This window comes from Exiguobacterium sp. SH5S4, assembly GCF_004337045.1.
Taxonomy (GTDB): domain Bacteria; phylum Bacillota; class Bacilli; order Exiguobacteriales; family Exiguobacteriaceae; genus Exiguobacterium; species Exiguobacterium aurantiacum_A.
On record NZ_SJUQ01000039.1, the window covers coordinates 1 to 22,012 of the forward strand.

A 22,012-nucleotide genomic window follows, 5' to 3' on the forward strand; every position below is an offset into this window, starting at 1 on the left:
TGGCGCGAAACAAAACGTCAGACCTGAAAGGCATGACGTTACAGAGCGTGATGGCGATCATCGCGGTAAACCTGAAGCGGATCATCACCCTCTCAAAAGAAAAAACAGGATAAGGGCAAGGAAAAAGGGCGATTGTCCCGACTTGAGTCGGTCCAATCGCCCTTTTTTCTGTTCACGCTCGGATAGAGCGGAGGTTTTTCAGTGCCCTCCGTTTAAGTGGGAGGGGATTTTTTTGTTCCTCAATTTTGAACTGGACGATTGAACCCGCTTCTGTCATTAAAACGTAGGTCGAAAGAATCAGGTTTTTCGCGTTCAAATAGTGGAACGAAAGAACGGGTTGTCCGATAATATAGGTGGGAACTATCAAAAAGGAGATAAATGGATGAAAGTTTACGTTGCGCGTCAACCGATCTTTGACCAGAAACTACGTGTCTGCGGCTACGAACTGTTGTATCGCCGCAGCGAGAAAAATATGTTCGAACACGTCGACGATGCGCTTGCGACCGCCGACGTGATCCATAACGCCTACCTCGTCTTTAATTTTCGGGAATTGACCGAAGGGACGCGGGCGTTCATCAACTTTCCACAGAACTTGATCGAAGGAGAAGTGCCTTCATTATTGCCGCGGCAATCACTCGTCATCGAAGTGCTTGAACACGTCGAACCGACCGAGAAAGTACTTGCCGCCCTGCGATCACTTCGTCGGAAAGGTTATACAATCGCATTAGATGATTTTGTCTTCGAAGAGAAATACCGCCCGTTGATCGGGCTTGCGGATATTATTAAAATCGATTATCAGGCGACACCGGTCGATCAACAGAAACGCTTGATCGATGCGCTCGGGCACCGGATTGAATTTCTTGCGGAAAAGATAGAGACGAAGCTTGAATATGATATTGCCAAAGATCTTGGCTATAAAATGTTCCAAGGTTATTTCTTCAGTCGCCCGACAGTCATTCACGGGGCGGAAGTCCATCCGCTCCGTAATACGCTCGTCGAGGTGCTGAAGGAGCTCGATAAACCAGAACCGAACTTCCGCCGCATCGCCGGGCAAATCGAACGAAGTGTCGATCTGTCCTACAAGATGCTCCGGTCGGTGAATACGGTCTATCAAAAGGGCCGCACGACGATTCAATCGATCGAACAAGCCGTTGCTCGCATCGGACTTAATGAGATGCGGCGTTGGTCGTATTTGATGTTGCTTCGGGAGATGCAGACGTCTGAATCGAAAGAGTTGATCAAGCAAAGCGTCATCCGCGGGAAGATGATGGAGTTGATTGCCGATGAGACAATTCCGGGAGTAGCTCCGTTTGATGCGTTCATCACCGGTATTTTCTCTTCACTCGACGTCATTTTGGACGAGACGATGCATTCATTGATCGCCGAGCTCCCCGTCAAACCGGTTGTCAAAGAGGCACTTCTCGGTAAGCCGAACAAGTTGCATGAACTGCTCGAATCGGTAAAAGCGTATGAGCAGTTAACTGTGCCAGTCGACGAGACGGCTCTAGATTGGTCTCGTTACTATATCGAAGCGATCCGCTGGGCGCTCGCACAGGACGGAAACAAGGAATAATGTTTGAAAATTTGGTGGGACGTTAATTACTGTAGTAAAGGCTATGCGCCGATGACGTCCTTTTTGTATGCGATTCATTTAAAGAGAGTGAGCTGATAGGATGAGACGATTCGATTGATCATCATCATGCTAAGTCTTTTTTTCTCTGTCGCAACGTGCTATGATTAAAAATGGTACAAAATTTCGAAAAAAGGGGAATTGAAGATGTTAAACACCGTTTTATCGCTCGTCATCTATGTCGTAGCGATTTACGTCGCTTGGTGGGCACTCATGCCAGTTAAATGGGAGAGTGTGCTCAACCAAGTGAGAAGTCCGCAAGCCGCTGTCTTGCGTGTCCTCGTGGCCGTCGTCTTCGGTTCTCTAATTGCCCAGTTCTTCTTGGAGTATATCCGATTAGCTCAGGCGCTCGTACCGTTACAGTCGATTTTCCAAATCATTAACAAACTGTAATCCTGTTGTAACGACTCCTATATGTATATCATGTAGGATAAACTCGTCTGACATGACGACCAATCATCAGGACAGATTATGATTTTATTTTTATTTTTTTCTGATGAGGCGTCACGTTAAAAAAACATCGTAGTAATCGACATAACCACATCCGGAAACGGATATCGACGCATAAAATAAAAAAACAACGAAGCTGGAGGACAAAGAGAGATATGAAGGATTTGATTGTAGTCCGTGGAGGACGTAAATTGTCAGGTATTGTGCGTGTTGAAGGAGCTAAAAACGCCGTACTGAAAACATTGGTTGCCACTCTTTTAGCAGGCGAAGGAAAATCGGTACTTCAAAACGTGCCACGTCTTGCTGATGTTTACACGATTAATAAAGTACTTCGCCATCTCGGTGCAGAGGTCGCGTTCGATGAAGCAAACAACGAAGTCACTGTCGATGCCTCGGGCACAATCAAAGACGAGGCGCCGCTTGAGTACGTTCGCAAAATGCGTGCCTCAATCCTTGTCATGGGTCCTCTCCTTGCTCGTCTTGGGCATGCGCGTGTCGCAATGCCAGGTGGATGTTCGATTGGATCACGTCCGATCGACCTCCACTTAAAAGGGTTTGAAGCAATGGGCGCGAAGACAGTGATCGGCAACGGTTTCGTCGAAGCATCGGTTGAAGGTCGCTTGAAAGGTGCGAAGATTTATCTTGACTTCCCATCGGTCGGTGCGACAGAAAACATCATGATGGCGGCGGTTCTCGCTGAAGGAACGACTGTTATCGAGAACGTTGCGAAAGAACCGGAAATCGTCGACCTCGCGAACTTCTTGAACGGTATGGGCGCTCACGTCCGCGGTGCTGGAACGGAAACGATCCGCATCGAAGGCGTAGACAAGTTGCATGGTGCTGAGCATTCGATCATCCCGGACCGTATCGAAGCCGGCACGTTCCTCGTCGCTGCTGCGATCACAGCCAGCGACATTGAAGTCATCGGAGCTGAGCGCGAACACCTACGTCCACTCATCTCGAAGATGGAAGAGATGGGCGTCAAGTTCGAAGAGACGACGGAAGGTATGCGTGTCATTGGACCAGAAGTGTTGAAGCCAATCGACTTGAAGACGATGCCACACCCTGGTTTCCCGACAGATATGCAAGCGCAAATGATGGCCCTCGTCTTAAAAGCGGGCGGCACGTCAGTCATTACGGAGACTGTGTTTGAAAACCGCTTCATGCATGTCGAAGAATTCCGCCGCATGAACGCAGATATTAAGATTGAAGGTCGTTCAGCAATCATTAAAGGTGGCGTCCGCCTCCAAGGTGCCGAAGTCGTTTCGACAGACCTTCGTGCCGGGGCAGCGCTCGTCCTCGCAGGACTCATCGCCGACGAGGAGACTCGTGTCGGTGACTTATACCATATCGACCGCGGATACGTCGATTTCCACAAGAAACTTCAAGCACTCGGTGCCGACATCGAGCGAATCGAAGGAACTGTCGAAGTCGCTGAAGAAATGGTCAACAACTAATTAATAGACTCATAGGAGCGAGGAGATTCTTCTCGCTCTTTTCAATGAAGTAACGAACGGAGGAACCTACACACCATGTTTTCAAAAGATATCGGGATTGATTTAGGAACAGCAAACGTCGTCATCCACGTGAAAGGCCGAGGTATCGTTCTCGACGAGCCTTCAGTCGTGGCCATCAAGCGTTCGACAGGGAAAGTGCTCGCCGTTGGTTCGGAAGCGTATCAGATGGTCGGGCGTACGCCTGGCGACATCGTTGCCATCCGTCCACTCCGTGACGGGGTCATCGCCGACTTCGCGACGACAGAAGCGATGCTTCGCCACTTTGTCGAGAAGATTCAAGTCCGTGGCTTCTTCGGCGGGATCCGGATGCTGATCTGTACACCGGCCAACGTGACACCAGTCGAGGCGAAAGCCATTCGTGAGGCCGCTGAGAAAGCTGGCGCCAAAGAAGTCTTCCTCGCCGTGGAACCGAAAGCGGCGGCTGTCGGCTCGGGCATGGACATCTGGAAACCGGTTGGACATATGATCGTCGATATCGGGGGCGGGACGACCGACGTCGCCATCCTCTCGATGGGCGATATCGTCTGCGGTGAAACGATCAAGATTGCCGGAGACCGGTTCGATACGGACATTCTCCGTGCCATCAAAGACAAGCACAAGCTCATCATCGGTGAGCGTACGGCCGAACAGATCAAAAAAGAGATCGCGACCGTATTCCCAGGTGGGCGCAACGAGACGATGGATATCCGAGGCCGAGACATGGTGCGTGGGCTTCCGCGTACAGTAACGATCACGTCAGAAGAACTCCGTGAAGCGATGGCCGAGTCGGCGAACGAGATCGTCGAAGCGACGAAGCGCGTCCTCGAACAGACGCCGCCAGAACTCGCGGCTGACATCATCGACCGCGGCATCATCATGACAGGTGGCGGATCGCTCCTTCACGGCATCGACCAGCTCGTTGCTGAACGAGTCGGTTTGCCAGTCATGATCGCCGACGAGCCGACGCTTAGCGTCGCGCACGGTACAGGCATCATGCTTGAGAACTTAGATCGATTGAAATAAGAGGGAAACTCGGTACACGGCGTCTACGCTTCCTAGAGAAGACGGGACGCCTGGACCGAGTTTTTTGGTTCGTCCTTTTGTTGACTAGCCTTACACTAGTTTTTTGCTCCCCTAAACATCGGACGATAAAAAAACTTCTTCCCCGAGCGGGAAGAAGTTTTTTAGTGCCACTTGTAATCTTTGTCGACGAACAGGCGAGTGTTTGCTTCCGTCTGACCAGTGTTCAACCAGTCGTGGTAGTCACATGAACAAACGTCCTCTAAATGAAGCGAGTAGCCATTGTTGATCGTTTGGACCGTTATGTTCAAGTCGAAATCAGCAAGCGTCTTCTTTAAGCGATAGATGAGGTTATAGACGTTATGGAGTGCCCGTTGCGGATCATCGATATCGGGATAGAGCGTCTCGGCGATGAGCCATTTATTGACGACCTTGTCGCGATGGTAAATCAAGTAGGCGAAAAGTTCTTCGGTCTTTTGGGTCGGCCATTTGACGAGGTCGCCTTCATGCGTCTTGACGGAGAAATTGTTGAAACATTGGATCGTACACGTCCGATGATGCTTGGGCTGAAGCGTCTCTGTATACCGTTTCGAGACGAGCGGGACGAGGTCGTGAATCATTTCTTCGGTGATCGGTTTGAGGAGATAGTGGGTCGCCTGTAACCCGAACGCCTCGACCGCGTATTGGCTGTGTGCCGTCGTGAAAACGACTTGTGTCGTCTCAGGCAGGCGCTTGGCGAGGTCGATTCCGTTCATCTTTGGCATTTCGACGTCAAGAAAGACGAGATCGACTTCTTGCGTCGTTAAAAATTCGAGTGCTTGGACGGGGTCGTGGAACGAGCCCATCCATTTCAAATTCGGTTCTGCTTGGATGAATCGTTCCATCATCCTCAAAATATGGGGCTCGTCTTCAATCAGGATCGTCCGCATGTGTTACTGTCATCCTCTCTCGTTTCGGAAGCCGAATGTGCACGTTCGTGCCGACCCCGTGTTCAGAATTCAATTTAAACGTGGCGTCAGGAAGGTAACCGATTCGGCTCTTGACGTTCGGGATGCCGATACCGCTCAATTCGTGAAGCACCGTCTTCGGGTCAAAGCCGACTCCGTTATCCGCGATACGGATATCGATCATATCGCCGGCGTCTTGGACGGATAGCATGAGACGTTTGACGCCGTCTTGTTTCATCAACCCATGCTGGACCGCGTTCTCAACGAGCGGTTGAATCAAGAGTGGAGGAATGAGGGCGTCGAGAACGGTCTCGTCAATCTCTTTGATGATGGTGAAGGCGCCGTCGAACCGCGTCTGCTCGATCATCAAATAAGAATCGATCACCGCGAGTTCTTGCCGGAGTGAAATATCTGTCTCTGTGCGTCCGTTCTCAAAAATGAAGCGGACATATGTGCTCAAGTGACCAAGGAGGCGTGCGGCTTCATTCGGTGCCGTGTAGCAGAGTGCGATCACGTTCCCGAACGTGTTATACAAAAAGTGCGGTTTGATTTGAGAGTTGAAGAATGAGATCTCGCTTTGTGTGGCGAACGTCTGCACTTCCCGCTTCTGTTTTTTGTCGGTCGATAAATGAACCGGTAGCAACATGAACATGAGTAAAAAGTAGATGAGCGACAGGACGTTCGAATACAACACTTGGTTCGGATGCGTGATGAACACGTAGATGAGTTGGCCGATATAGCCGATGACCAACGCGAGCGTAAAGATTAGAAATTCAAACGGATACCCATCGTCTTTTCGTTCGAACAGCCAATGGATATTGAGTCCTGTCCAAAACAAGGCGATTACGAGTACATAAACCCAGGCAACATAATCAAACGTCGCGTGTACACTGTACGGAATGATGAGTGCGATCAAGCTGAACGCGTAGAGTGGGTAAGATGCGATGGAGAGGAAACGGCTGAACGGGACTTGCTCGAGCCGGAGTGCGAATCCGATCAGCATGGTCAAGCTAAGGAGTCCTGTGATCAAGCTGAACTTATGGGCAACGACGTAGGTCATGGCCGGGATGAATTCGAATATGATCATTTGATCACGTGTCAACAACGACAAGCCGATCAAGAAGAAGAAGGCGGCACCGTATAGATAGAGCGATTCTTTCCGGTGGAACATAAAGACGATCGCATAGAATGAAAAAATTAAAAACGAAATCAAAATAATGATAAAATCGTAGCTGAAAAATTTATTTTGGAGGGTTATGATACTGCTCGTCGGACCGATGAGCAGACTGTCTTGGATACCGGTTGTGCGTTCATCCGACCTGGTCACTTGCATCGTCAAGCGAAAATCGGGCGCGTGCGTATCGAGTAAGACGAGATAGGCATGCCGTGAATCGGGTGTCGACGAATAGACGGGAGATACCGCTTCACCATCGATTGCGAGACGGATGTGCGGGTGGTTTCTCGGGACGCGTAACGCGTACTGGCCAGGCGGGAGAGAGACGTCCGCTTCGTACGTTGCCACTTGATGTGGGGTTATGTGCGGGACGTTGCGATACGTCTGACGGTCGACTTGGTCGAGCAGGCTCGATTGAAAACGCCAAGTCCCGTCAAGACGTACGATCGTGTCGGTCACTTCGGAAGCGCTCAAGTCGGCAGTTCCTTGGGTGACGGTAGCTGTACTGTCAATCGACTGCCCGCGTGTGAACGTGAGCCCACCTGTCAATGCCAGGAGGAGAATCAACAGCGTCAGCCCGATATATTTAGGGGTCATTAGCATATTCCCTTCGCTATTTGTGAGTTTCTTGTGAGAAGTCATCTCTATACTGTTACTAAGTCAGGAAAAAAGCTACATTTTTTAGAAAAATAATGACTAACACTTAATTATAGTACACGTATCTGCTTTGTTTGAATAGCGAACATAATTAAATGAAATATAACTGATACGGAAAGAAGGCCATGTATGAAACACTGGATCGAACAACGGATTAGCCGGCAAGTCCTAACGGTGTTCTACGCTCTCATCGTTTTAATTTCCGTTCCCTCGCTCGGGACTTATTTTTATACGCAACAGGCGATCGATGAGACGATGGTTGAACTCGAGCGAATCAGTGAACAACGCGCGCGCGCGACCGACTTGTTCGAGACGTGGCAATCGATGCAGTATGAGATGCGCGGGCATGTCCTGCTCGGTGAGGCGTCACTGCTAGATGAAGTACGAACGGCACAAGGCCGGATCGACGAACAGACGACGTGGTTCGAACAAAGCGCCGCGAGCGCAGAAGAAGTGACGTTCGCGACTGAAGCCCGTCTCCTCTTTACAGTCTATACGTCCCGGGTCATGCCCGGGCTCGAGCGTTACGTGATTGCCAAGGCGAACGGAGAAGTCGATGAGCCGTTCCTGCAGATGGCGACCGTCGGACAGCTTCTGACGCAAAATGCGAATTCGAACCAGACACGATTCAACTTCAAGTCGACTAGCGCGGCCGATATGAGCGCGAGCATCGTCGACATGGAATCGATATTCACCGATTATCGGTCCGAACTTGACTTCCGAGAGATCGGACTGCGTGCATCGTTATCTGAACAGCTCGCCAAAGCCCAATGGAGTTGTCTCATCATCTTGCTCGGCGCCCTGTTTACGCTCTTTATCAGTCTGCAACCGTATATCGTCCGGTTGACGAACCAGCTCCAGGCACTCATCACGAACAGCGAACGGTTGGCAGTCGACCCGCACGCATTGCTCGTCCCGGTCGATCCGCTTCAAAATGAGGTGGGGCAGCTTTCGAGATCGTTCAACGCGATGTCGAGTTCGCTCATCAAGCAGCATGATGAATTGGAGCGGGAACGAGAGAAGACGGCACGAATTGTTCATACGATGCGAGACGCGATCGTATTTGTTAAGACGGACACAGGGCAAAGGTATGCCAATGCGGCGTTGTTTGATCTGTACGAACAACCAATCCCATTTAATGATCGCCAAAGTCTCTATCCGATTGAAGCGTTTTACCGACTGTTCATGGATCAAATCGACGATCAGGAAGGTCTCAACCGGTTCACAAATCGAGCGAAGCATGAAGGAATATTTGATGAGACGTTTACGTACTCGATGCAAGGGGGAAGACGTATCATACGGATGTATGCCGAACCGATCGAACTGCAGGACGAACGTGTTGGTGTTATCTTTGTGTTGCGCGACGTCACGAAAGAGATTGAGGTCGATCGGTTGAAAACTGAATTGGTCGCAACCGTATCTCACGAACTGCGGACGCCTTTGACATCCATCCTCGGCTTCACGGAGCTCCTCGAGCACCGTCACGTCGATGAACTGAAACGAAAGCGTTACCTAGGGATGATCAACAGCGAGACGAGACGGCTTGAACGGCTCGTCAGTGATCTGCTCGACGTTCAAAAGATGGAAGCGGGAAAAGTCGAGCAAGACTTTAAAGTCGAGAGTCTGTTCGAGCTCCTCTCGGACGTCCTTGAGGTTCATGCGGGGTCGACCGAGCTGCATGCGTTCCATTTCGAGTGTGACGAGGAGATTCGCGTCTCAGGGGACCTGGCCCAACTGCGCCAAGTGTTCTCGAACATCTTGAACAACGCCATCAAATATTCACCTGACGGCGGGAATATCGCCGTCAACGTATCGCGTGAAGAGGACGTCTTCCGCGTCGCCATCGAAGACGAGGGTATCGGGGTGACAGCAGAAGATGCCAAACGGTTATTTGAAAAGTTTTACCGTGTACAGAATGAACAGAGCCGTAATATTGGAGGCACCGGCCTTGGGCTCGCCATCTGTAAAGAGATCATCGAATCACACGGCGGGACGATTTCAGTCCGCTCTAAATCAGAACATGGGACGACGATCATCGTCGAACTGCCGATTGTTGAATGATTGCATAGACAAAGCCCACTTCAGTCAAACTGAAGTGGGCTTTGTCTCGTATTGACGACTAAGGAGTTTTTTATGCATTTTTTCGAAAAAGGGTGAATGATTCCTTCCTTTGGTACGATATAAAGAGTAGAAACTTTAAGGATGAAGGGAAGACGAATATGTTACGTGGACTTTATACGGCGGCGGGTGCGATGAACGCGCTTCAGCGGCAACAAGAGATATTGAGCAACAACCTTGGAAACGTTCGGACTCCGGGCTTCAAGGCATCAAATGGTGTCGTCCGGTCGTTCCCTGAACTATTGCTCGCCGAGGTGAGCCATCCTGGTAACGACCGTTCGCGTGTCCAAGGCGAGGTCGGCACGCTCTCGACCGGCGTGTATTTACAGGAAACGATGCCACGCTTCTCTGCTGGCAGCGTCACGGCGACGGATAGCCCGACCGACGTATATTTGAAAGTTCCGGCTGACTTTACAGGCGCCGCCATGTTCGCGGTCGAACAGAACGGGGAGGCGCTCTATACGACGAACGGCCGCTTCTCGGTCGACGATGAGCGGTTCCTCCGCTCGGCGGATGGTGGGTACATCTTGTCGGATACGGGTGAACGCATCCAGTTGCCGTCTAGTGACTTCGAATTGTCAGGTGACGGTCAAATCACGTCGCTCGGTCAGGACGTAGCGACGCTCGGGGCGGTTCAAATCGATGATTTGGCCACGCTCGAACAAGTCGGGAACGACTATCGCGTCAACGGGGGAGCAAATCCCGCTGTGAACGTCCAGTTCCAACAAGGCTATATCGAAGAAGCAAACGTTGACCTCGACCGGACGATGGCTGACCTCATGGTGACGTACCGTCAGTTCGAGGCAAACCAAAAAGTCGTCCAGGCGTATGACAAGAGTGCCGAGCGGGCCATCGAAATCGCTCGGATTCGATAAGGAGGAAACCCATGCAGTCCATTTATAACTCGGTCTCGTCACTAGCCCAGCTTCAACGCCAGCTCGATGTGACCGGCCACAACATCGCGAACGTCGACACGGTCGGCTTTAAACGCCAGCAAGGTCACTTCGCCTCGCTCCTTTCGCAAGCGTATGACAATCAACCTCGGGCCGAACTTGAAGTCGGCCGCGATACACCGAACGGGATCCGCATCGGTGTCGGCGGTCACGTCGGGGACATCTCCCAACAGTTCAACATCGGCCAAATCAAAAAGACGGACCGAGGTCTTGACGTCTTCTTGCAGGCGAGCCGCCAGTTTTTCGTCGTCGAGACGGAAGACGGGATCGGTGTGACCCGGAGCGGCAACATGCAGCTCTCGGTCGGCAATGACGGGACGACACTTTCTGACGTGAACGGCAACGCACTTCTCGGTGCAGATGGCAACCGTATCGTCACGCCGAACGAAGCGACGAATCATCGCGTCCGCCAAGACGGTGTCGTCGTCGCCAGCGTGAACGGTGTCGAAGAAGAGTTCGGACGCCTCGACATCGTCGAGGTGCGCAACACGTCGGAACTTCGTCCGCTTGGGAACAACATCTATTCGGCTGACCTCGATATCGAAGTCGACCGTCCAGTCGGGAATCTCTTATTAGAAGGGACGCTCGAATCATCGAACGTCGACTTGATGAAAGAGATGACCGATATGACGATCACCCAGCGTGCCTACCAGATGAACTCCCGGGCGCTGTCGATGAGCGACCAGATGATGGGGCTCGTGACGTCACTTCGCCCATAACATTGACCGCTTCTCTTCGGAGGAGCGGTTTTTATTTTATAATGAGGTGAAGGAGGGAACGGTATGAGAATTGTTGTGGCGATGGATTCATTCAAAGGCTCGCTGACGAGTCAGGAAGCAAATCGGGCGGTACGACGGGCGCTTGCGGGACATGACGTCGTAGAGATTCCTGTGTCGGACGGGGGCGAAGGGTTTCTCGACGCCTGGCTGGCGACACATCCGGAAGCGAATGCGGTCGAACAGGAAGTGACCGCGCTCGACGGACAAGTCCGTCAGGCGCGCTACGGATGGCATGAAGCAACACGAGAAGCGGTCGTCGAAGTGGCGGAAGCGTCCGGACTGACGCTCGTTGACCAGCTTGATCCGTGGCGGTACAGTTCTTACGGTACGGGGATGCAACTCAGACAAGCGATCGAACGCGGAGCGAGACGCATCACGATCGGTCTCGGCGGCAGTGCGACCGTCGATGGTGGCAAGGGCGTGCTCGAAGCGCTAGGCGTCCGTTTCCTCGATGCGTCCGGACGAGTGCTCGGACCGTTCCCGCACGGACTCGAGCGCGTGAAGCGCGTCGACTGGTCCGGTCTGATGCCGGAGGCGAAGCACGTCACGTGGCGAATCGCCTCGGACGTGACGAACCCGCTCCTCGGACATGCGGGCGCGGCGGCCGTGTTCGGTCCACAAAAAGGGTTAGCGGACGTGGACGTCGCACGTTATGATGAACAGCTTGCCGCATACGCCCGTTGCTTCGAGCACGATTTGACGATGCGGTCTGGGGCGGGAGCTGCTGGTGGCATCGGTTTTGCGATGTACCAGCTCGGGGCGACGTACGTGAATGGCATCGAGGAAGTGATGCGTTGGTCATCGTTTGACGCGCAGCTGCATGGGGCCGATTGGTTGATCACGGGGGAAGGTAAGTTCGATGAACAGACACTGCACGGGAAAGCGCCATACGGTCTGGCCCGCTTCGCACGAACACATCATGTACCGACAATCGTCTTCACCGGACAGACCGACATGACGGCACTCCCGGAAGTCGGGATTGAAGCCATTTTCCCGCTCATTTCCCGGGTCATGACGCTTGAGACGGCGATGATGGAAGCGGCACCGCTCTTGACGAACGCGGTCAGCCGAGCGTTTCGACTAATTGAAAAAACGTCTAAACCGTGACGGTTCAGACGAATGACTCATAGCGGACGGTTTTTAAGCAGATCACGAATCTCTGAGAGCAACTGTTCTTCGCGCGACAACTCTGGCTCTGGCGTCTCTTCGATCGCTTGCTCGCGCTTCAGGCGATTGATCCCTTTGACCATCATGAATAAGGCGAAAGCGATCAGGAAAAACTTGACGATCTCTTGCAGGAAGTTGCCGTATGTGACGCTGACGCCGAGCACGGTGACTGCGAGCGTCGAGAAATCGATGCCGCCGATCAGGATGCCGAGGAACGGCATGAAGATATCGTTGACGAGCGACGTGACGATCGCCGTGAAGGCGGCCCCGAGGATGAAGGCGACAGCAAGGTTGATCATATTACCTTTGATTGCGAAGTCCTTGAATTCTTTCCACATGAAATGAATCCTCCTTTTACAATGAATACCCTCACGTTAGCATATTCTTTGAGGCAAGCCGTATCTTTTTTCGCACGGACGCTCGACTGCCAGAGGACGGGGCGCTTGTTCGACATTTCTAGATACGTTACACTTATAAAGAACTTATGAAACAATTTTAATACCTGGTACTAATATGTTATAATCAGATCAGCTGAAAGGATGAATGGACGTGACGAACGAAGAACAAAAGGGCTCGGAAGAAAAAGAGCCTAAAGAGCGGACGGAGCGAAAGCGCTTGTCGAACAACCGCCGTTTCCCGATCTTGTTACGCATCATCGTTGTCTTGATCTTGGCCGCCGCGATGCTCGCGATCGGTGCCATTATCGGGTACAGCGTGATTGGCGGAGGCGAGTGGAGAGACGTGTTCAACATCGACACGTGGCGCCATATCACCGATTTCTGGCTAACATCATAAGGGTGGTGGAACCATGTACACGATTGAACAGATTAAAGAAGTGATCCCGCATCGGTACCCGTTCTTGCTCATCGACCGGATTCTCGAGGTCGAAGAAGGCGAACGGGCCGTCGGTTTAAAAAATGTGACGGCGAACGAAGAATTCTTCAACGGACATTTCCCAGACTATAACGTCATGCCGGGCGTTTTGATCATCGAAGCACTCGCCCAAGTCGGTGCGTTCGCGATGCTCAAACAAGAGTCGAACCGAGGTAAGCTCGCGTTCTTCGCCGGCATCGACAACTGTCGCTTCAAACGTCAAGTCGTCCCGGGCGACCAGTTGCGCCTCGAGGTCGAGATCTTGAAGGTGCGTGGTCCGATCGGTAAAGGACGTGCCGTAGCGACGGTCGACGGAGAAGTGGCGTGTGTTGCAGAACTGACTTTCGCCCTGAAGTGAGGGGAAACGAGATGCGTGTATTAGTGATTGCCTTGATGCTTGGATTAGCGACGATCGTCGGATGCCAACAGATGCAGACAGAAGAAGCGACAGAAGAGAACGTCGTCTTCGAACAGACGGCGGGCGATGCGATGATCGACAAGCGGGCCGGACAGTCTGAGTCGATCGCCGTGTCGCTCGAGCGGACGAACAGCTCGACGATGCTGTTCACGATCCGGGTGCTCGAAGACCGTCGGCTCGACCCGACGACGGTGATCAGCTACGAAGTCGATGGCACGCGCGTACCGATCCCGTTCGGTGAACTCGTCGCCGAGCGTGAAGGTGACGTGCGGACATACGTCTATCAAGCCGACATGAACCCAGAATTGTTCGTGCCGACGACACTCCCGTTGTTCCATATCGGAGAAGAAGGTGAGGCGGAAGTCTCGATGCCGCTCGAAGCCGTTAATTCGACAAATAAATAAAAAAACGGATGATTTTGTCGAAAATCATCCGTTTTTTGTTTACTCTTTTTAGATTTCCTCCGATATAGAACATAAGGAACTAGGAGGGGAATTTATGAAACAAAATAAACCACAGTCACTGCAAAACCGTATCCTTGCGGCGATGCTCGCATTCGTCGCACTGCTCATCGTTACGTTCGGGGTCATCCAGTACTTCAGCACGAAACATGCGGTGCTCAGCTCGATGCAGGCCGTCTTGCTAGAAGACGCTGCCCGAATCAGCGAGGCGATGGACGCGGACGCGTATGCGGCGTTTTTACAAAATCCGGAGAAGAATGAGCGATTCGAGCAGTTTCGGGAACAGCTCGATACGTATCGTACACAAATCGGGGCGATGTACGTCTACACGCTCGCATTAGACGGTGAGGAGCTACAAATCATTGTAGATGGAATGAGTGCTACGGACGCGGTCGAGATTGGGACACCGGTGACTGCAACTTCATTCGAAGACGCGCAACCGGCGTTTGAAGGCGGAACCGGCACGACGCCGATCGTCGAAGACCCGGAGTTTGGGACCTATATGACGGTGCTCGTCCCGATCAAGCAAGGGGATGAAGTCATCGGTGTCATGGGCATCGACAAAAGCGCAGACGATGTCAAAGCGGTGACGACTGGCGTATTACGCGAAAGTCTGCTTCCGGTACTCATCGGCCTCGTCATCTTGCTCGGTCTCGCCTCGGTCATCATTTGGCGTTACCTCGGTTGGAAATTGCGGCCGCTCCGTGACCTTGAACGCGTCGCAACGCATATCGCCGGTGGCGACTTGGCGACGGCGTCGGTTGAGATGGACAAGATTCAACTGCGCGCGAATGATGAGATCAAGCGTCTGACTGCGTCGATGGACCAAATGACGAAGATGTTGAAAGGGTTGATCTCAAACCTACAGACGTCAGCACAGACGGTCCGTGACGAGAGCGGTAACGTCGCGAGCATCTCGGAAGAAGTGAACGACGCGTCGCGACAGATTGCGTTCACAATGGAAGAAATCGCCGGCGGGGTCGAGAATCAGAGCGTGCTCACGATGAAGCTGTACGGACACATGAACGAGTTCTCGGGACTCGTCGAACAGACGGCGACGGACGGGCACGGCGTGAGCACTCAAGCGGAAGTCGTCAGTCGGGCGACAGCAGAAGGGCTGCAGCTCATGGAAGACGCGGTCGGGAAGATGACGAACATCCATGCGCAAGTGAATGAGTCGCAAGGCCAAGTGAAAGACTTTGAGCAACAGGCGGACGAAGTGACCGCGCTCGTCACGATCATCCGACAGATCTCGCAACAGACGAATTTGCTCGCCTTGAACGCGGCCATCGAGGCGGCCCGTGCCGGGGAACACGGGAAAGGGTTCGCCGTCGTCGCCTCCGAGATTCGGGGTCTGTCGAACAGCGTCGCCCAGTCGGTCAGTGAGATCTCAGAGATCGTCGGCAGCGTCAAACGAAACTCGATTGCGCTCGGCGAGACGTTCACCGACAGTATGCACGCCGCCGAAGACGGCAGACGGACGCTCGAAGCGACGAAGCAGGCGTTCAACGAGATCGAGGCGAGTGTCCGTGAGATGCAACGGTTGACCGGGTCGATGCAAGGACAGCTCGGTCGCGTCAAGACGAACCAAGAAGACATCAAGCGCGGTCTTTCAGATATTGCGTCGATCTCCGAAGAGAGCACGGCCGGTAACGAGGAAGTGGCCGCCTCGACTGAACAGATGTCGGCGACGAGCGAGACGATGAACCGTCTCGTCAAAGACTTGTCGCTCACTGCGGAAGACATGCAACAGATGAGCCGCCAGTTTAAGCTATGAACAGCTTCAAGTCAGACATCCCTCCCGCGCGTCCGCTATAATGGGCGCAAGGGAGGTTTTTTCATGCAACGTGTCTCAAGCGAACTTACACAATTCCGCGGCAGTCATTATGACTTTGGCCGCTTTCAAGGTGAATATATCAAGCGCAGCAAGCTGCTCGAGAACCGGACCGATCAGTGGAAGCTGCGCGTCCCCCGGTTTGAGATCGACGAGCGCGAGGCGAAACAAGCGTTCGCCCGGTTCGCCCCGAGGATTTGGGAAGAACTACTCGGCCTGCAGGACGAGCTCGAACTGACGCTCGGCGATACGCTCCTTCACTTCGGTCATTTCCGGGTCAATAACCCGATCAGCGGCTGCTCGATTTTGACAGGGGACAACTTCCTCGTCCGCAACTACGACTATCATCCGATGACGTATGACGGGCGCTACAACGTGTTCCAACCGGACGAGGGCTACGCCGTCATCGGACCCGTCTCGCGCGTCACCGGGCGGATGGACGGAATGAACGAGCGCGGACTCGCCATGGGCTATAACTTCATCAACCGCCGCCGCCCCGGCGACGGCTTCGTCTGCCAGATGATCGGACGGATGATTCTCGAGACGTGCGCGACGGTCGAAGAAGCGGTCGATCTGTTGAAAGACATCCCGCACCGCGGCTCGTTCACGTATGTCGTCCATGACAAGTCGTCAAATACACGTGTCATCGAAGCGACCCCGCGCGACATCCGTGTCCGCGAATCGAACATTTGCACGAACCACTTCGAGCTGTTGCAGCACGAGAACCGTTACCATCTCGACGACTCGACGCGGCGGATGATGGAGATCAAGATGTATCAACATATCGTCCAAGACGCCGAGAGCGCGTTCCGGCTCATGAACGACTCGGATAAAGGTGTGTTTTCGGAGCTGTATAAAAGTTGGGCCGGGACGATCCATACGGCCGCCTATTTCCCGGAGACGCTCGAGACGTGGTTCGCCCTCGGCGGCGACCGCGACCCGGTCATCTTTGATTTTCAGACGTGGCTCGACGGGGAGGATTTCGACTTGCACGCCCTCGACGGTGAGATCGCGACCGATATCGAGTTCGCCAACACGGTCCAACTTTGGCGCTGACTTCGGTCAGTGCTTTTTTTATGGAAACGGGGAATAGGAATACGAGGAGGGATTTATATGAAACGAATCGGTTTATTGTCCATCATGCTCGGGATGGTTGTCGTCCTCGGCGGCTGCGTGCCGGGTGACGGCTCCTATACGACGGACCCGGCCGGCTTCTTTTGGGGTGTCTGGCACGGCTGGATCGCACCGGTGTCACTGATTTTAGGGTTGTTCAATGATACGTATCGCGTCTATGAAGTGAACAACACCGGTTGGTTTTATGATTTAGGATTCTATATCGCGATCATTAGCGGTTTCGGTGGGGTCGCTGTGACACGGAGGAGTAGAGGCTGACGTTAGAGTGGTTTTCGCCCCGTCACAGCGACCGTACGATAATCGCGGGAATCAGGTCCGCGCTGATCTTAGAGGTCTGTATTGACTGTCAATCCATGTCTGGAGACGTTTTGAGAACATTGAACCATTCCTTTCTAAACGAACGTTATGTAGATTGAGTGTAGCACAATCAAAAAATCAGAGAGGGGATGAATCCGTGCGCTCATTTTGGATTTTCGGCAATCAGTTATCACACGACCTCGAGATGCTCGACCACGTCCAAGCCGATGACGTCATCGTCATGATCGAGGCGACGTCACGGGCGATGTGGCGGAAGTATCATAAACAAAAACTCGTCCTCATCTTCTCGGCGATGCGACATTTCGCCGAGGAGTTACGCGAGCGCGGCTTCACCGTCGACTACCACGAGGCCGACTCGTTCCAAGACGCGTGGGACGATCACTTCAGCCGCTTCAATCCCGATGCGATTCACTACACGGCCGTCACCGATGAGCCGATGGAGCGGAAGCTGAAGCAGTTCGGAGACCAGCACGAGCTCATCGAACATACGGACGTGCCGCTCTTCTATTTAACGAAGCAAGAGGCCGTCGACACGCTCGGCAGCGAACCGTGGCGGATGGACCGGTTCTACCGTCATATGCGCAAGCGGTTTGACGTGTTGCTCGAAGACGGCAAGGCGAAAGGCGGCAAGTGGTCGTTCGACGCGGACAATCGCCAGCCGCCAAAGTCCGGGCTCACGTTCCCACCGGCCATCTACTTCCAACCTGACGCCATCACGACAGACGTCATCCGAAAAGTCGAGACGACGTTTTCCGACCACCCTGGACAAATCGAACCGTTCGCTTGGCCGGTGACGCGGGACGAGGCAAGGCGAGCACTCAAGCGTTTCGTCGACGAGCGGCTCGAGACGTTCGGTCCGTATCAGGACGCGATGTTGACCGAAAACCCGGAGATGTCACACAGTCTGTTGTCGGCGGCAATCAATGTCGGACTGCTGACCCCGCATGAGGTCGTCAAGGCGGCATGCGCGACCGACGCGCCCCTTGCTTCAGTCGAAGGGTTCGTCCGCCAAATTCTCGGCTGGCGGGAATACATGCGCGCCGTCTATGTGGCGTTGATGCCCGACTATCGAGACGTGAACACTTTCAACCACGAGCGTGACTTACCTGGCTTGTTTTGGGACGCGGAGACGGACCTGAACTGTATGCACGAGAGTCTGAAGCCGGTCGTCGAGCGGGCGCACAACCATCACATCCAGCGGCTGATGGTGCTCGGTAACTATGCGACGCTGTTCGAGATCTCACCACAACAGACGAGCGACTGGTTCAACGAGATGTATATCGATGCCTACGACTGGGTCGTGTTGCCGAACGTGCTCGGGATGGCACTCCATGCCGACGGGGGACGTCTTGCGACGAAGCCGTACATCGCCTCGGGCAAATACATCGACCGGATGAGCGACTACTGTAAAGGCTGCAAATATAACCCGAAACACACGACCGAGGCTGACGCCTGTCCGTTCAACGCCCTCTATTGGAACTTCATCGACAAGCACGAGGAGCGGTTCTCGAACAACCAGCGCATGAAGATGATGGTCCGCAACTGGCAAGGGCGTGACGACGACGTCAAAGCCGACATCTTGGCGAAAGCGCGACAAACATTGACCGATTCCCCGTGAATCGGTTTTTTTACGTCGTCTTTATAAAATTTTGCACGGGCTTCACGGATGCTTTACATTCATCCGTTACGATAGGACTTGTGAGACCCCTCAACCCAAAGTGAATAGCATTCGGTAGAACATTCGAGAGACCAGCAGAAGCCCACACGTCCGTGACGTCATGTTTCTGGTGGTCCTTTTTTAGAAAGGAATGATTCAGATGAATAGCAATACGCACGCAGTAGAACTTGAAACAAAACAAGGTGATCCTTGTTCGAGTCAACCAAACTCTCAAACGTGGGATGCTATCCCTTCCATCTCTCTTCCGATCGTGACATACAACGTGGTGTCCCGACCTATCACCGTCTACCATGGACAGTTTGATGCGTCTGCCGTTCGATTGGACGTGACACTTCAGACGAGCAGCAATCAGAGTTCAGTATGAAATCGCTCCAGCTACAACATGTTAGAAAAAAGTATGGGGACCGTGAAGTCATAAACGAGCTTGATATGATGGTCGAGGCGGGCGAATGTTTTGCGATTGTCGGCCCGTCAGGCTGCGGAAAAAGTTTGCTCCTTCGCATGATTGCCGGCATGGAGTCGCCGACGAGCGGGACGATCCGCATTGACGGGGTCGCGACGAATCGGTTGAAACCGAAGGAACGAGAGGTGGCGTATTTGTCTCAGCAGGACACGCTCTATCGCTTCTTGACCGTTGAGCAAAACATGGAGTGGTCCTTGCGCGGAAGAGGCTTGACACGTTCAGCGCGACAAGACCGATGCCGTCAGATGGTCAATCTGTTTGAACTGTCCGACCTCATGAAACGAAAACCATACGAACTCTCAGGGGGGGAACGACAACGGATTGCTTTGGCTCAAGCGCTCAGCACGGAATCGCAAATCTACTTGCTCGATGAACCGTTCTCGAACCTTGATGTCAAACTTCGAACGGAACTTCGCGCGAAGCTTCGGCAATGGCAACAACATTTTGGTCTGACGTTTCTGTACGTGACCCAAGACCAGAGCGAGGCGATGTTGATGGCGGACCGGATGATGATCATGAATAACGGTCGCGCTCAGCAAATCGGTAAACCGCTCGACTTGTACAACAAACCGGCGAATACGTTCGTCGCGTCGTTCCTTGGTACACACCCGATGAACTTGACGCCTGTGACGCGAAGTGACAAGGGATGGTCTGTCAACGACGGCCGTCTGTTCCGTCCCTTATTGGTCACGGGAATAGAGCAGGCGATACTTGGAGTCCGACCCGAGCACATCCTGCCGGCGGGAGCAGATGTGACCTTTTATGCCGAGTTGAAAAGGATTGAAGTACTCGGTGCGGAAACCATGCTCACGTTTCATTTAGGGAATGCCGAGTGGATTGCCAAATGGGAAGGTCAATGGCCGCTCGCGATCGGCGAAAAAGTGGCATGTTACATTGCGCCGCGGCATATGACGTTGTTCGACGAGAACGGAGGGCTCCTTGAGACTCGTCCACCGAAGCTGTTTGAGACACTCGAAATCAGACGATGAACGAGAAGCAAGAAGCGGGGACAGCACTGTAGATTCATAGGAAAGAGGCCACCGGGAGCAATTGATGCGCTCCTGACGGCCTCTTGTCATTGTTTCAATATTATCAACAGTTGATTCGACTTCGGAAACATAATCCTGCGCTCATATACGGGGAGTTCACTCAACGTATAAAAAAATGGAACCTTCACTCGAAGGCTCCATTTTTTAAGGTGAATCATTAGTTGGTTACGAGTGAAAGTTCACTGACATTCGTTAGAATCACTTGGTTTCGTCCCGAGCGTTTCGCTTGATATAATGCGTTGTCCGCTGCTTCGGTCATCTTCTGAACCGGCTCCGATTTACCGTGGGCAATCCCGATTGAAGCGGTGATATGAATCGGAGGAAAGTCCTTCAATACGAAAACTTCATCCTCAATCCGCTTACGAATACGTTCAGCGACTTTTTCCACCTTTTCAGGAGTAAGATCATACATTAAAATGACGAACTCTTCACCACCGACACGTGCGACCACATCATGCAATCTCGTTTCAGCCAAAAGCAGTTCAGCAAAGCGTTGTAAAACGAGGTCCCCGTTTGCATGACCATATGTATCGTTGACGCGTTTGAAATGGTCGATGTCTAACGCCAGTACGTTAGACGGCCGATTTTCATTCTCTAGTTCAGACGTATAACGATCCCAGACACGACGGTTGAATAAACCGGTCAAAGGGTCACGCTCGGCGGATTGTTTATAATCTTTCGCTCGTCGTTTCGCCTGCTCAAGGTCAATCGTCAGTACGCTCGAGAGCAACCCGACCAATAGTCCAACCGTCCAAATCGTGGCGATAAGTGTGATATAAGACATGCTCCAGCCGAGATTGATTAATACGGCGATTGAGATAACAAATAGCGCCCAGACGTTTAATAGCATACTTTGAAAGAACAGTCGTTCAGACAGACGGCGATGAATCCATATCATACCGAGGCTAACGAACCACGTCGCGATAAAGGCGACGACGGCTTGATCAGTGAATCCAAACAAGAACCGAGTGCTTGCGATAAAGCCGGTCGCGATGAACAATGGCAAACGTGCACCATAAAAAGCGAGCAATACGAGCGGCAAGTGGCGCAAGTCGACACGGACATCCTCGTTCACCTCGACACCGTTAAACATAAGGAACAAGCCGAGCATCCCCGCGAGCATACCGATTAGGACGCCACGACTTCTTGATGAGAAGAATAGTTGTGAGTGAAACACTTTGGAAATCAAATAAAAGCCGGTAAAAGCGACACAAGCATTAACGAATAGAGAGATAATTGGCATAAAATCACGACCTTAGTCACAGATGTGTAGTGCAAAATAGGAGTGCAGAAGTGTGCAACGGAAACGTACACAACTCTGCACTCCTATTTTAGAAAAGAAAAAGGACTTGCCAGCAACCACAATCTCACCCTAACGTTTAAGTTGCGACAC

At 52.6% G+C, this 22,012-nt stretch carries 20 protein-coding genes; 16 read left to right on the plus strand and 4 right to left on the minus strand.

Annotated elements, in window-relative coordinates:
- The first annotated feature begins 382 nt into the window (after nucleotides 1–382).
- The 4 genes from EVJ32_RS15050 (at nucleotide 383) to mreB (ending at nucleotide 4,599) form a co-directional block, all read left to right on the plus strand.
- Entirely contained in the window at nucleotides 383–1,573 is a 1,191-nt protein-coding gene (locus EVJ32_RS15050) for an EAL and HDOD domain-containing protein (RefSeq protein ID WP_236636097.1), read from the plus strand.
- A 204-nt stretch (nucleotides 1,574–1,777) separates the two neighbouring features.
- Complete coding sequence (locus EVJ32_RS15055; protein WP_131459001.1) at nucleotides 1,778–2,023, plus strand: DUF1146 family protein; 246 nt, start codon at nucleotides 1,778–1,780, stop codon at nucleotides 2,021–2,023.
- Nucleotides 2,024–2,235: 212 nt separating this feature from the next.
- The gene (gene murA / locus EVJ32_RS15060) at nucleotides 2,236–3,537 is read left to right on the plus strand and encodes a UDP-N-acetylglucosamine 1-carboxyvinyltransferase (RefSeq protein WP_131459002.1); all 1,302 of its coding nucleotides are present in this window, start codon (nucleotides 2,236–2,238) and stop codon (nucleotides 3,535–3,537) included.
- 75 nt (nucleotides 3,538–3,612) lie between these two features.
- Nucleotides 3,613–4,599 carry a rod shape-determining protein gene (gene mreB / locus EVJ32_RS15065; RefSeq protein WP_131459003.1) on the plus strand — a complete coding sequence of 329 codons (987 nt, stop codon included), beginning with the start codon at nucleotides 3,613–3,615 and terminating at the stop codon, nucleotides 4,597–4,599.
- Nucleotides 4,600–4,760: 161 nt separating this feature from the next.
- Here mreB and EVJ32_RS15070 read toward each other — a convergent pair whose 3' ends face one another.
- Both EVJ32_RS15070 and EVJ32_RS15075 read right to left on the minus strand, forming a co-directional pair.
- Nucleotides 4,761–5,525: a response regulator gene (locus EVJ32_RS15070; RefSeq protein ID WP_131459004.1), complete on the minus strand. Its 765-nt coding sequence runs from the start codon at nucleotides 5,523–5,525 to the stop codon at nucleotides 4,761–4,763.
- On the minus strand, nucleotides 5,506–7,314 hold the full coding sequence (locus tag EVJ32_RS15075; RefSeq protein ID WP_131459005.1) for a sensor histidine kinase: 1,809 nt from the start codon (nucleotides 7,312–7,314) through the stop codon (nucleotides 5,506–5,508). The genes EVJ32_RS15070 and EVJ32_RS15075 overlap by 20 nt, the downstream gene beginning before the upstream one ends.
- Before the next feature lie 189 nt (nucleotides 7,315–7,503).
- Between EVJ32_RS15075 and EVJ32_RS15080 the strand changes: the two genes are divergently transcribed.
- The 4 genes from EVJ32_RS15080 (at nucleotide 7,504) to EVJ32_RS15095 (ending at nucleotide 12,331) form a co-directional block, all read left to right on the plus strand.
- The gene (locus tag EVJ32_RS15080) at nucleotides 7,504–9,435 is read left to right on the plus strand and encodes a sensor histidine kinase (RefSeq protein ID WP_131459006.1); all 1,932 of its coding nucleotides are present in this window, start codon (nucleotides 7,504–7,506) and stop codon (nucleotides 9,433–9,435) included.
- 158 nt (nucleotides 9,436–9,593) lie between these two features.
- Nucleotides 9,594–10,367 (plus strand): flagellar hook-basal body protein, encoded by a 774-nt coding sequence (locus EVJ32_RS15085; protein WP_236634160.1) that lies wholly within the window; start codon nucleotides 9,594–9,596, stop codon nucleotides 10,365–10,367.
- Between the two features lie 11 nt (nucleotides 10,368–10,378).
- On the plus strand, nucleotides 10,379–11,164 hold the full coding sequence (locus EVJ32_RS15090) for a flagellar hook-basal body protein (RefSeq protein WP_131459008.1): 786 nt from the start codon (nucleotides 10,379–10,381) through the stop codon (nucleotides 11,162–11,164).
- 63 nt (nucleotides 11,165–11,227) lie between these two features.
- Nucleotides 11,228–12,331 carry a glycerate kinase gene (locus tag EVJ32_RS15095; protein ID WP_236639529.1) on the plus strand — a complete coding sequence of 368 codons (1,104 nt, stop codon included), beginning with the start codon at nucleotides 11,228–11,230 and terminating at the stop codon, nucleotides 12,329–12,331.
- A 17-nt stretch (nucleotides 12,332–12,348) separates the two neighbouring features.
- On the opposite strand, the gene mscL is transcribed toward EVJ32_RS15095, so the two are convergent.
- The gene (mscL, locus tag EVJ32_RS15100) at nucleotides 12,349–12,729 is read right to left on the minus strand and encodes a large-conductance mechanosensitive channel protein MscL (protein WP_131443558.1); all 381 of its coding nucleotides are present in this window, start codon (nucleotides 12,727–12,729) and stop codon (nucleotides 12,349–12,351) included.
- 205 nt (nucleotides 12,730–12,934) lie between these two features.
- Between mscL and EVJ32_RS15105 the strand changes: the two genes are divergently transcribed.
- The 8 genes from EVJ32_RS15105 to EVJ32_RS15140 all read left to right on the plus strand — a co-directional run bounded on the left by EVJ32_RS15105 (nucleotide 12,935) and on the right by EVJ32_RS15140 (nucleotide 20,559).
- Nucleotides 12,935–13,186: a DNA-directed RNA polymerase subunit beta gene (locus tag EVJ32_RS15105; protein WP_070328163.1), complete on the plus strand. Its 252-nt coding sequence runs from the start codon at nucleotides 12,935–12,937 to the stop codon at nucleotides 13,184–13,186.
- Between the two features lie 13 nt (nucleotides 13,187–13,199).
- Entirely contained in the window at nucleotides 13,200–13,622 is a 423-nt protein-coding gene (fabZ, locus tag EVJ32_RS15110; protein WP_131459009.1) for a 3-hydroxyacyl-ACP dehydratase FabZ, read from the plus strand.
- An 11-nt stretch (nucleotides 13,623–13,633) separates the two neighbouring features.
- Nucleotides 13,634–14,086, plus strand: a complete 453-nt coding sequence (locus EVJ32_RS15115; RefSeq protein ID WP_131459010.1) for a hypothetical protein — start codon at nucleotides 13,634–13,636, stop codon at nucleotides 14,084–14,086.
- Nucleotides 14,087–14,180: 94 nt separating this feature from the next.
- Nucleotides 14,181–15,920 carry a methyl-accepting chemotaxis protein gene (locus EVJ32_RS15120; RefSeq protein ID WP_131459011.1) on the plus strand — a complete coding sequence of 580 codons (1,740 nt, stop codon included), beginning with the start codon at nucleotides 14,181–14,183 and terminating at the stop codon, nucleotides 15,918–15,920.
- A 63-nt stretch (nucleotides 15,921–15,983) separates the two neighbouring features.
- Nucleotides 15,984–17,033: a C45 family autoproteolytic acyltransferase/hydrolase gene (locus EVJ32_RS15125; RefSeq protein ID WP_131459012.1), complete on the plus strand. Its 1,050-nt coding sequence runs from the start codon at nucleotides 15,984–15,986 to the stop codon at nucleotides 17,031–17,033.
- Nucleotides 17,034–17,090: 57 nt separating this feature from the next.
- On the plus strand, nucleotides 17,091–17,369 hold the full coding sequence (locus tag EVJ32_RS15130; protein WP_131459013.1) for a hypothetical protein: 279 nt from the start codon (nucleotides 17,091–17,093) through the stop codon (nucleotides 17,367–17,369).
- A 196-nt stretch (nucleotides 17,370–17,565) separates the two neighbouring features.
- Nucleotides 17,566–19,047: a cryptochrome/photolyase family protein gene (locus EVJ32_RS15135; protein WP_131459014.1), complete on the plus strand. Its 1,482-nt coding sequence runs from the start codon at nucleotides 17,566–17,568 to the stop codon at nucleotides 19,045–19,047.
- Between the two features lie 420 nt (nucleotides 19,048–19,467).
- On the plus strand, nucleotides 19,468–20,559 hold the full coding sequence (locus EVJ32_RS15140) for an ABC transporter ATP-binding protein (protein WP_131459015.1): 1,092 nt from the start codon (nucleotides 19,468–19,470) through the stop codon (nucleotides 20,557–20,559).
- A gap of 217 nt (nucleotides 20,560–20,776) precedes the next feature.
- Here EVJ32_RS15140 and EVJ32_RS15145 read toward each other — a convergent pair whose 3' ends face one another.
- Nucleotides 20,777–21,862: a GGDEF domain-containing protein gene (locus EVJ32_RS15145; protein ID WP_131459016.1), complete on the minus strand. Its 1,086-nt coding sequence runs from the start codon at nucleotides 21,860–21,862 to the stop codon at nucleotides 20,777–20,779.
- Nucleotides 21,863–22,012 lie beyond the last annotated feature (150 nt).

Coding starts and splice junctions, on each gene's coding strand:
- EVJ32_RS15050 (WP_236636097.1), top strand. CDS start 383: ATGAAAGTTTACGTTGCGCGTCAACCGATCTTTGACCAGAAACTACGT.
- EVJ32_RS15055 (WP_131459001.1), top strand. CDS start 1,778: ATGTTAAACACCGTTTTATCGCTCGTCATCTATGTCGTAGCGATTTAC.
- murA (WP_131459002.1), top strand. CDS start 2,236: ATGAAGGATTTGATTGTAGTCCGTGGAGGACGTAAATTGTCAGGTATT.
- mreB (WP_131459003.1), top strand. CDS start 3,613: ATGTTTTCAAAAGATATCGGGATTGATTTAGGAACAGCAAACGTCGTC.
- EVJ32_RS15070 (WP_131459004.1), bottom strand. CDS start 5,525: ATGCGGACGATCCTGATTGAAGACGAGCCCCATATTTTGAGGATGATG.
- EVJ32_RS15075 (WP_131459005.1), bottom strand. CDS start 7,314: ATGACCCCTAAATATATCGGGCTGACGCTGTTGATTCTCCTCCTGGCA.
- EVJ32_RS15080 (WP_131459006.1), top strand. CDS start 7,504: ATGAAACACTGGATCGAACAACGGATTAGCCGGCAAGTCCTAACGGTG.
- EVJ32_RS15085 (WP_236634160.1), top strand. CDS start 9,594: ATGTTACGTGGACTTTATACGGCGGCGGGTGCGATGAACGCGCTTCAG.
- EVJ32_RS15090 (WP_131459008.1), top strand. CDS start 10,379: ATGCAGTCCATTTATAACTCGGTCTCGTCACTAGCCCAGCTTCAACGC.
- EVJ32_RS15095 (WP_236639529.1), top strand. CDS start 11,228: ATGAGAATTGTTGTGGCGATGGATTCATTCAAAGGCTCGCTGACGAGT.
- mscL (WP_131443558.1), bottom strand. CDS start 12,729: ATGTGGAAAGAATTCAAGGACTTCGCAATCAAAGGTAATATGATCAAC.
- EVJ32_RS15105 (WP_070328163.1), top strand. CDS start 12,935: ATGGACGTGACGAACGAAGAACAAAAGGGCTCGGAAGAAAAAGAGCCT.
- fabZ (WP_131459009.1), top strand. CDS start 13,200: ATGTACACGATTGAACAGATTAAAGAAGTGATCCCGCATCGGTACCCG.
- EVJ32_RS15115 (WP_131459010.1), top strand. CDS start 13,634: ATGCGTGTATTAGTGATTGCCTTGATGCTTGGATTAGCGACGATCGTC.
- EVJ32_RS15120 (WP_131459011.1), top strand. CDS start 14,181: ATGAAACAAAATAAACCACAGTCACTGCAAAACCGTATCCTTGCGGCG.
- EVJ32_RS15125 (WP_131459012.1), top strand. CDS start 15,984: ATGCAACGTGTCTCAAGCGAACTTACACAATTCCGCGGCAGTCATTAT.
- EVJ32_RS15130 (WP_131459013.1), top strand. CDS start 17,091: ATGAAACGAATCGGTTTATTGTCCATCATGCTCGGGATGGTTGTCGTC.
- EVJ32_RS15140 (WP_131459015.1), top strand. CDS start 19,468: ATGAAATCGCTCCAGCTACAACATGTTAGAAAAAAGTATGGGGACCGT.
- EVJ32_RS15145 (WP_131459016.1), bottom strand. CDS start 21,862: ATGCCAATTATCTCTCTATTCGTTAATGCTTGTGTCGCTTTTACCGGC.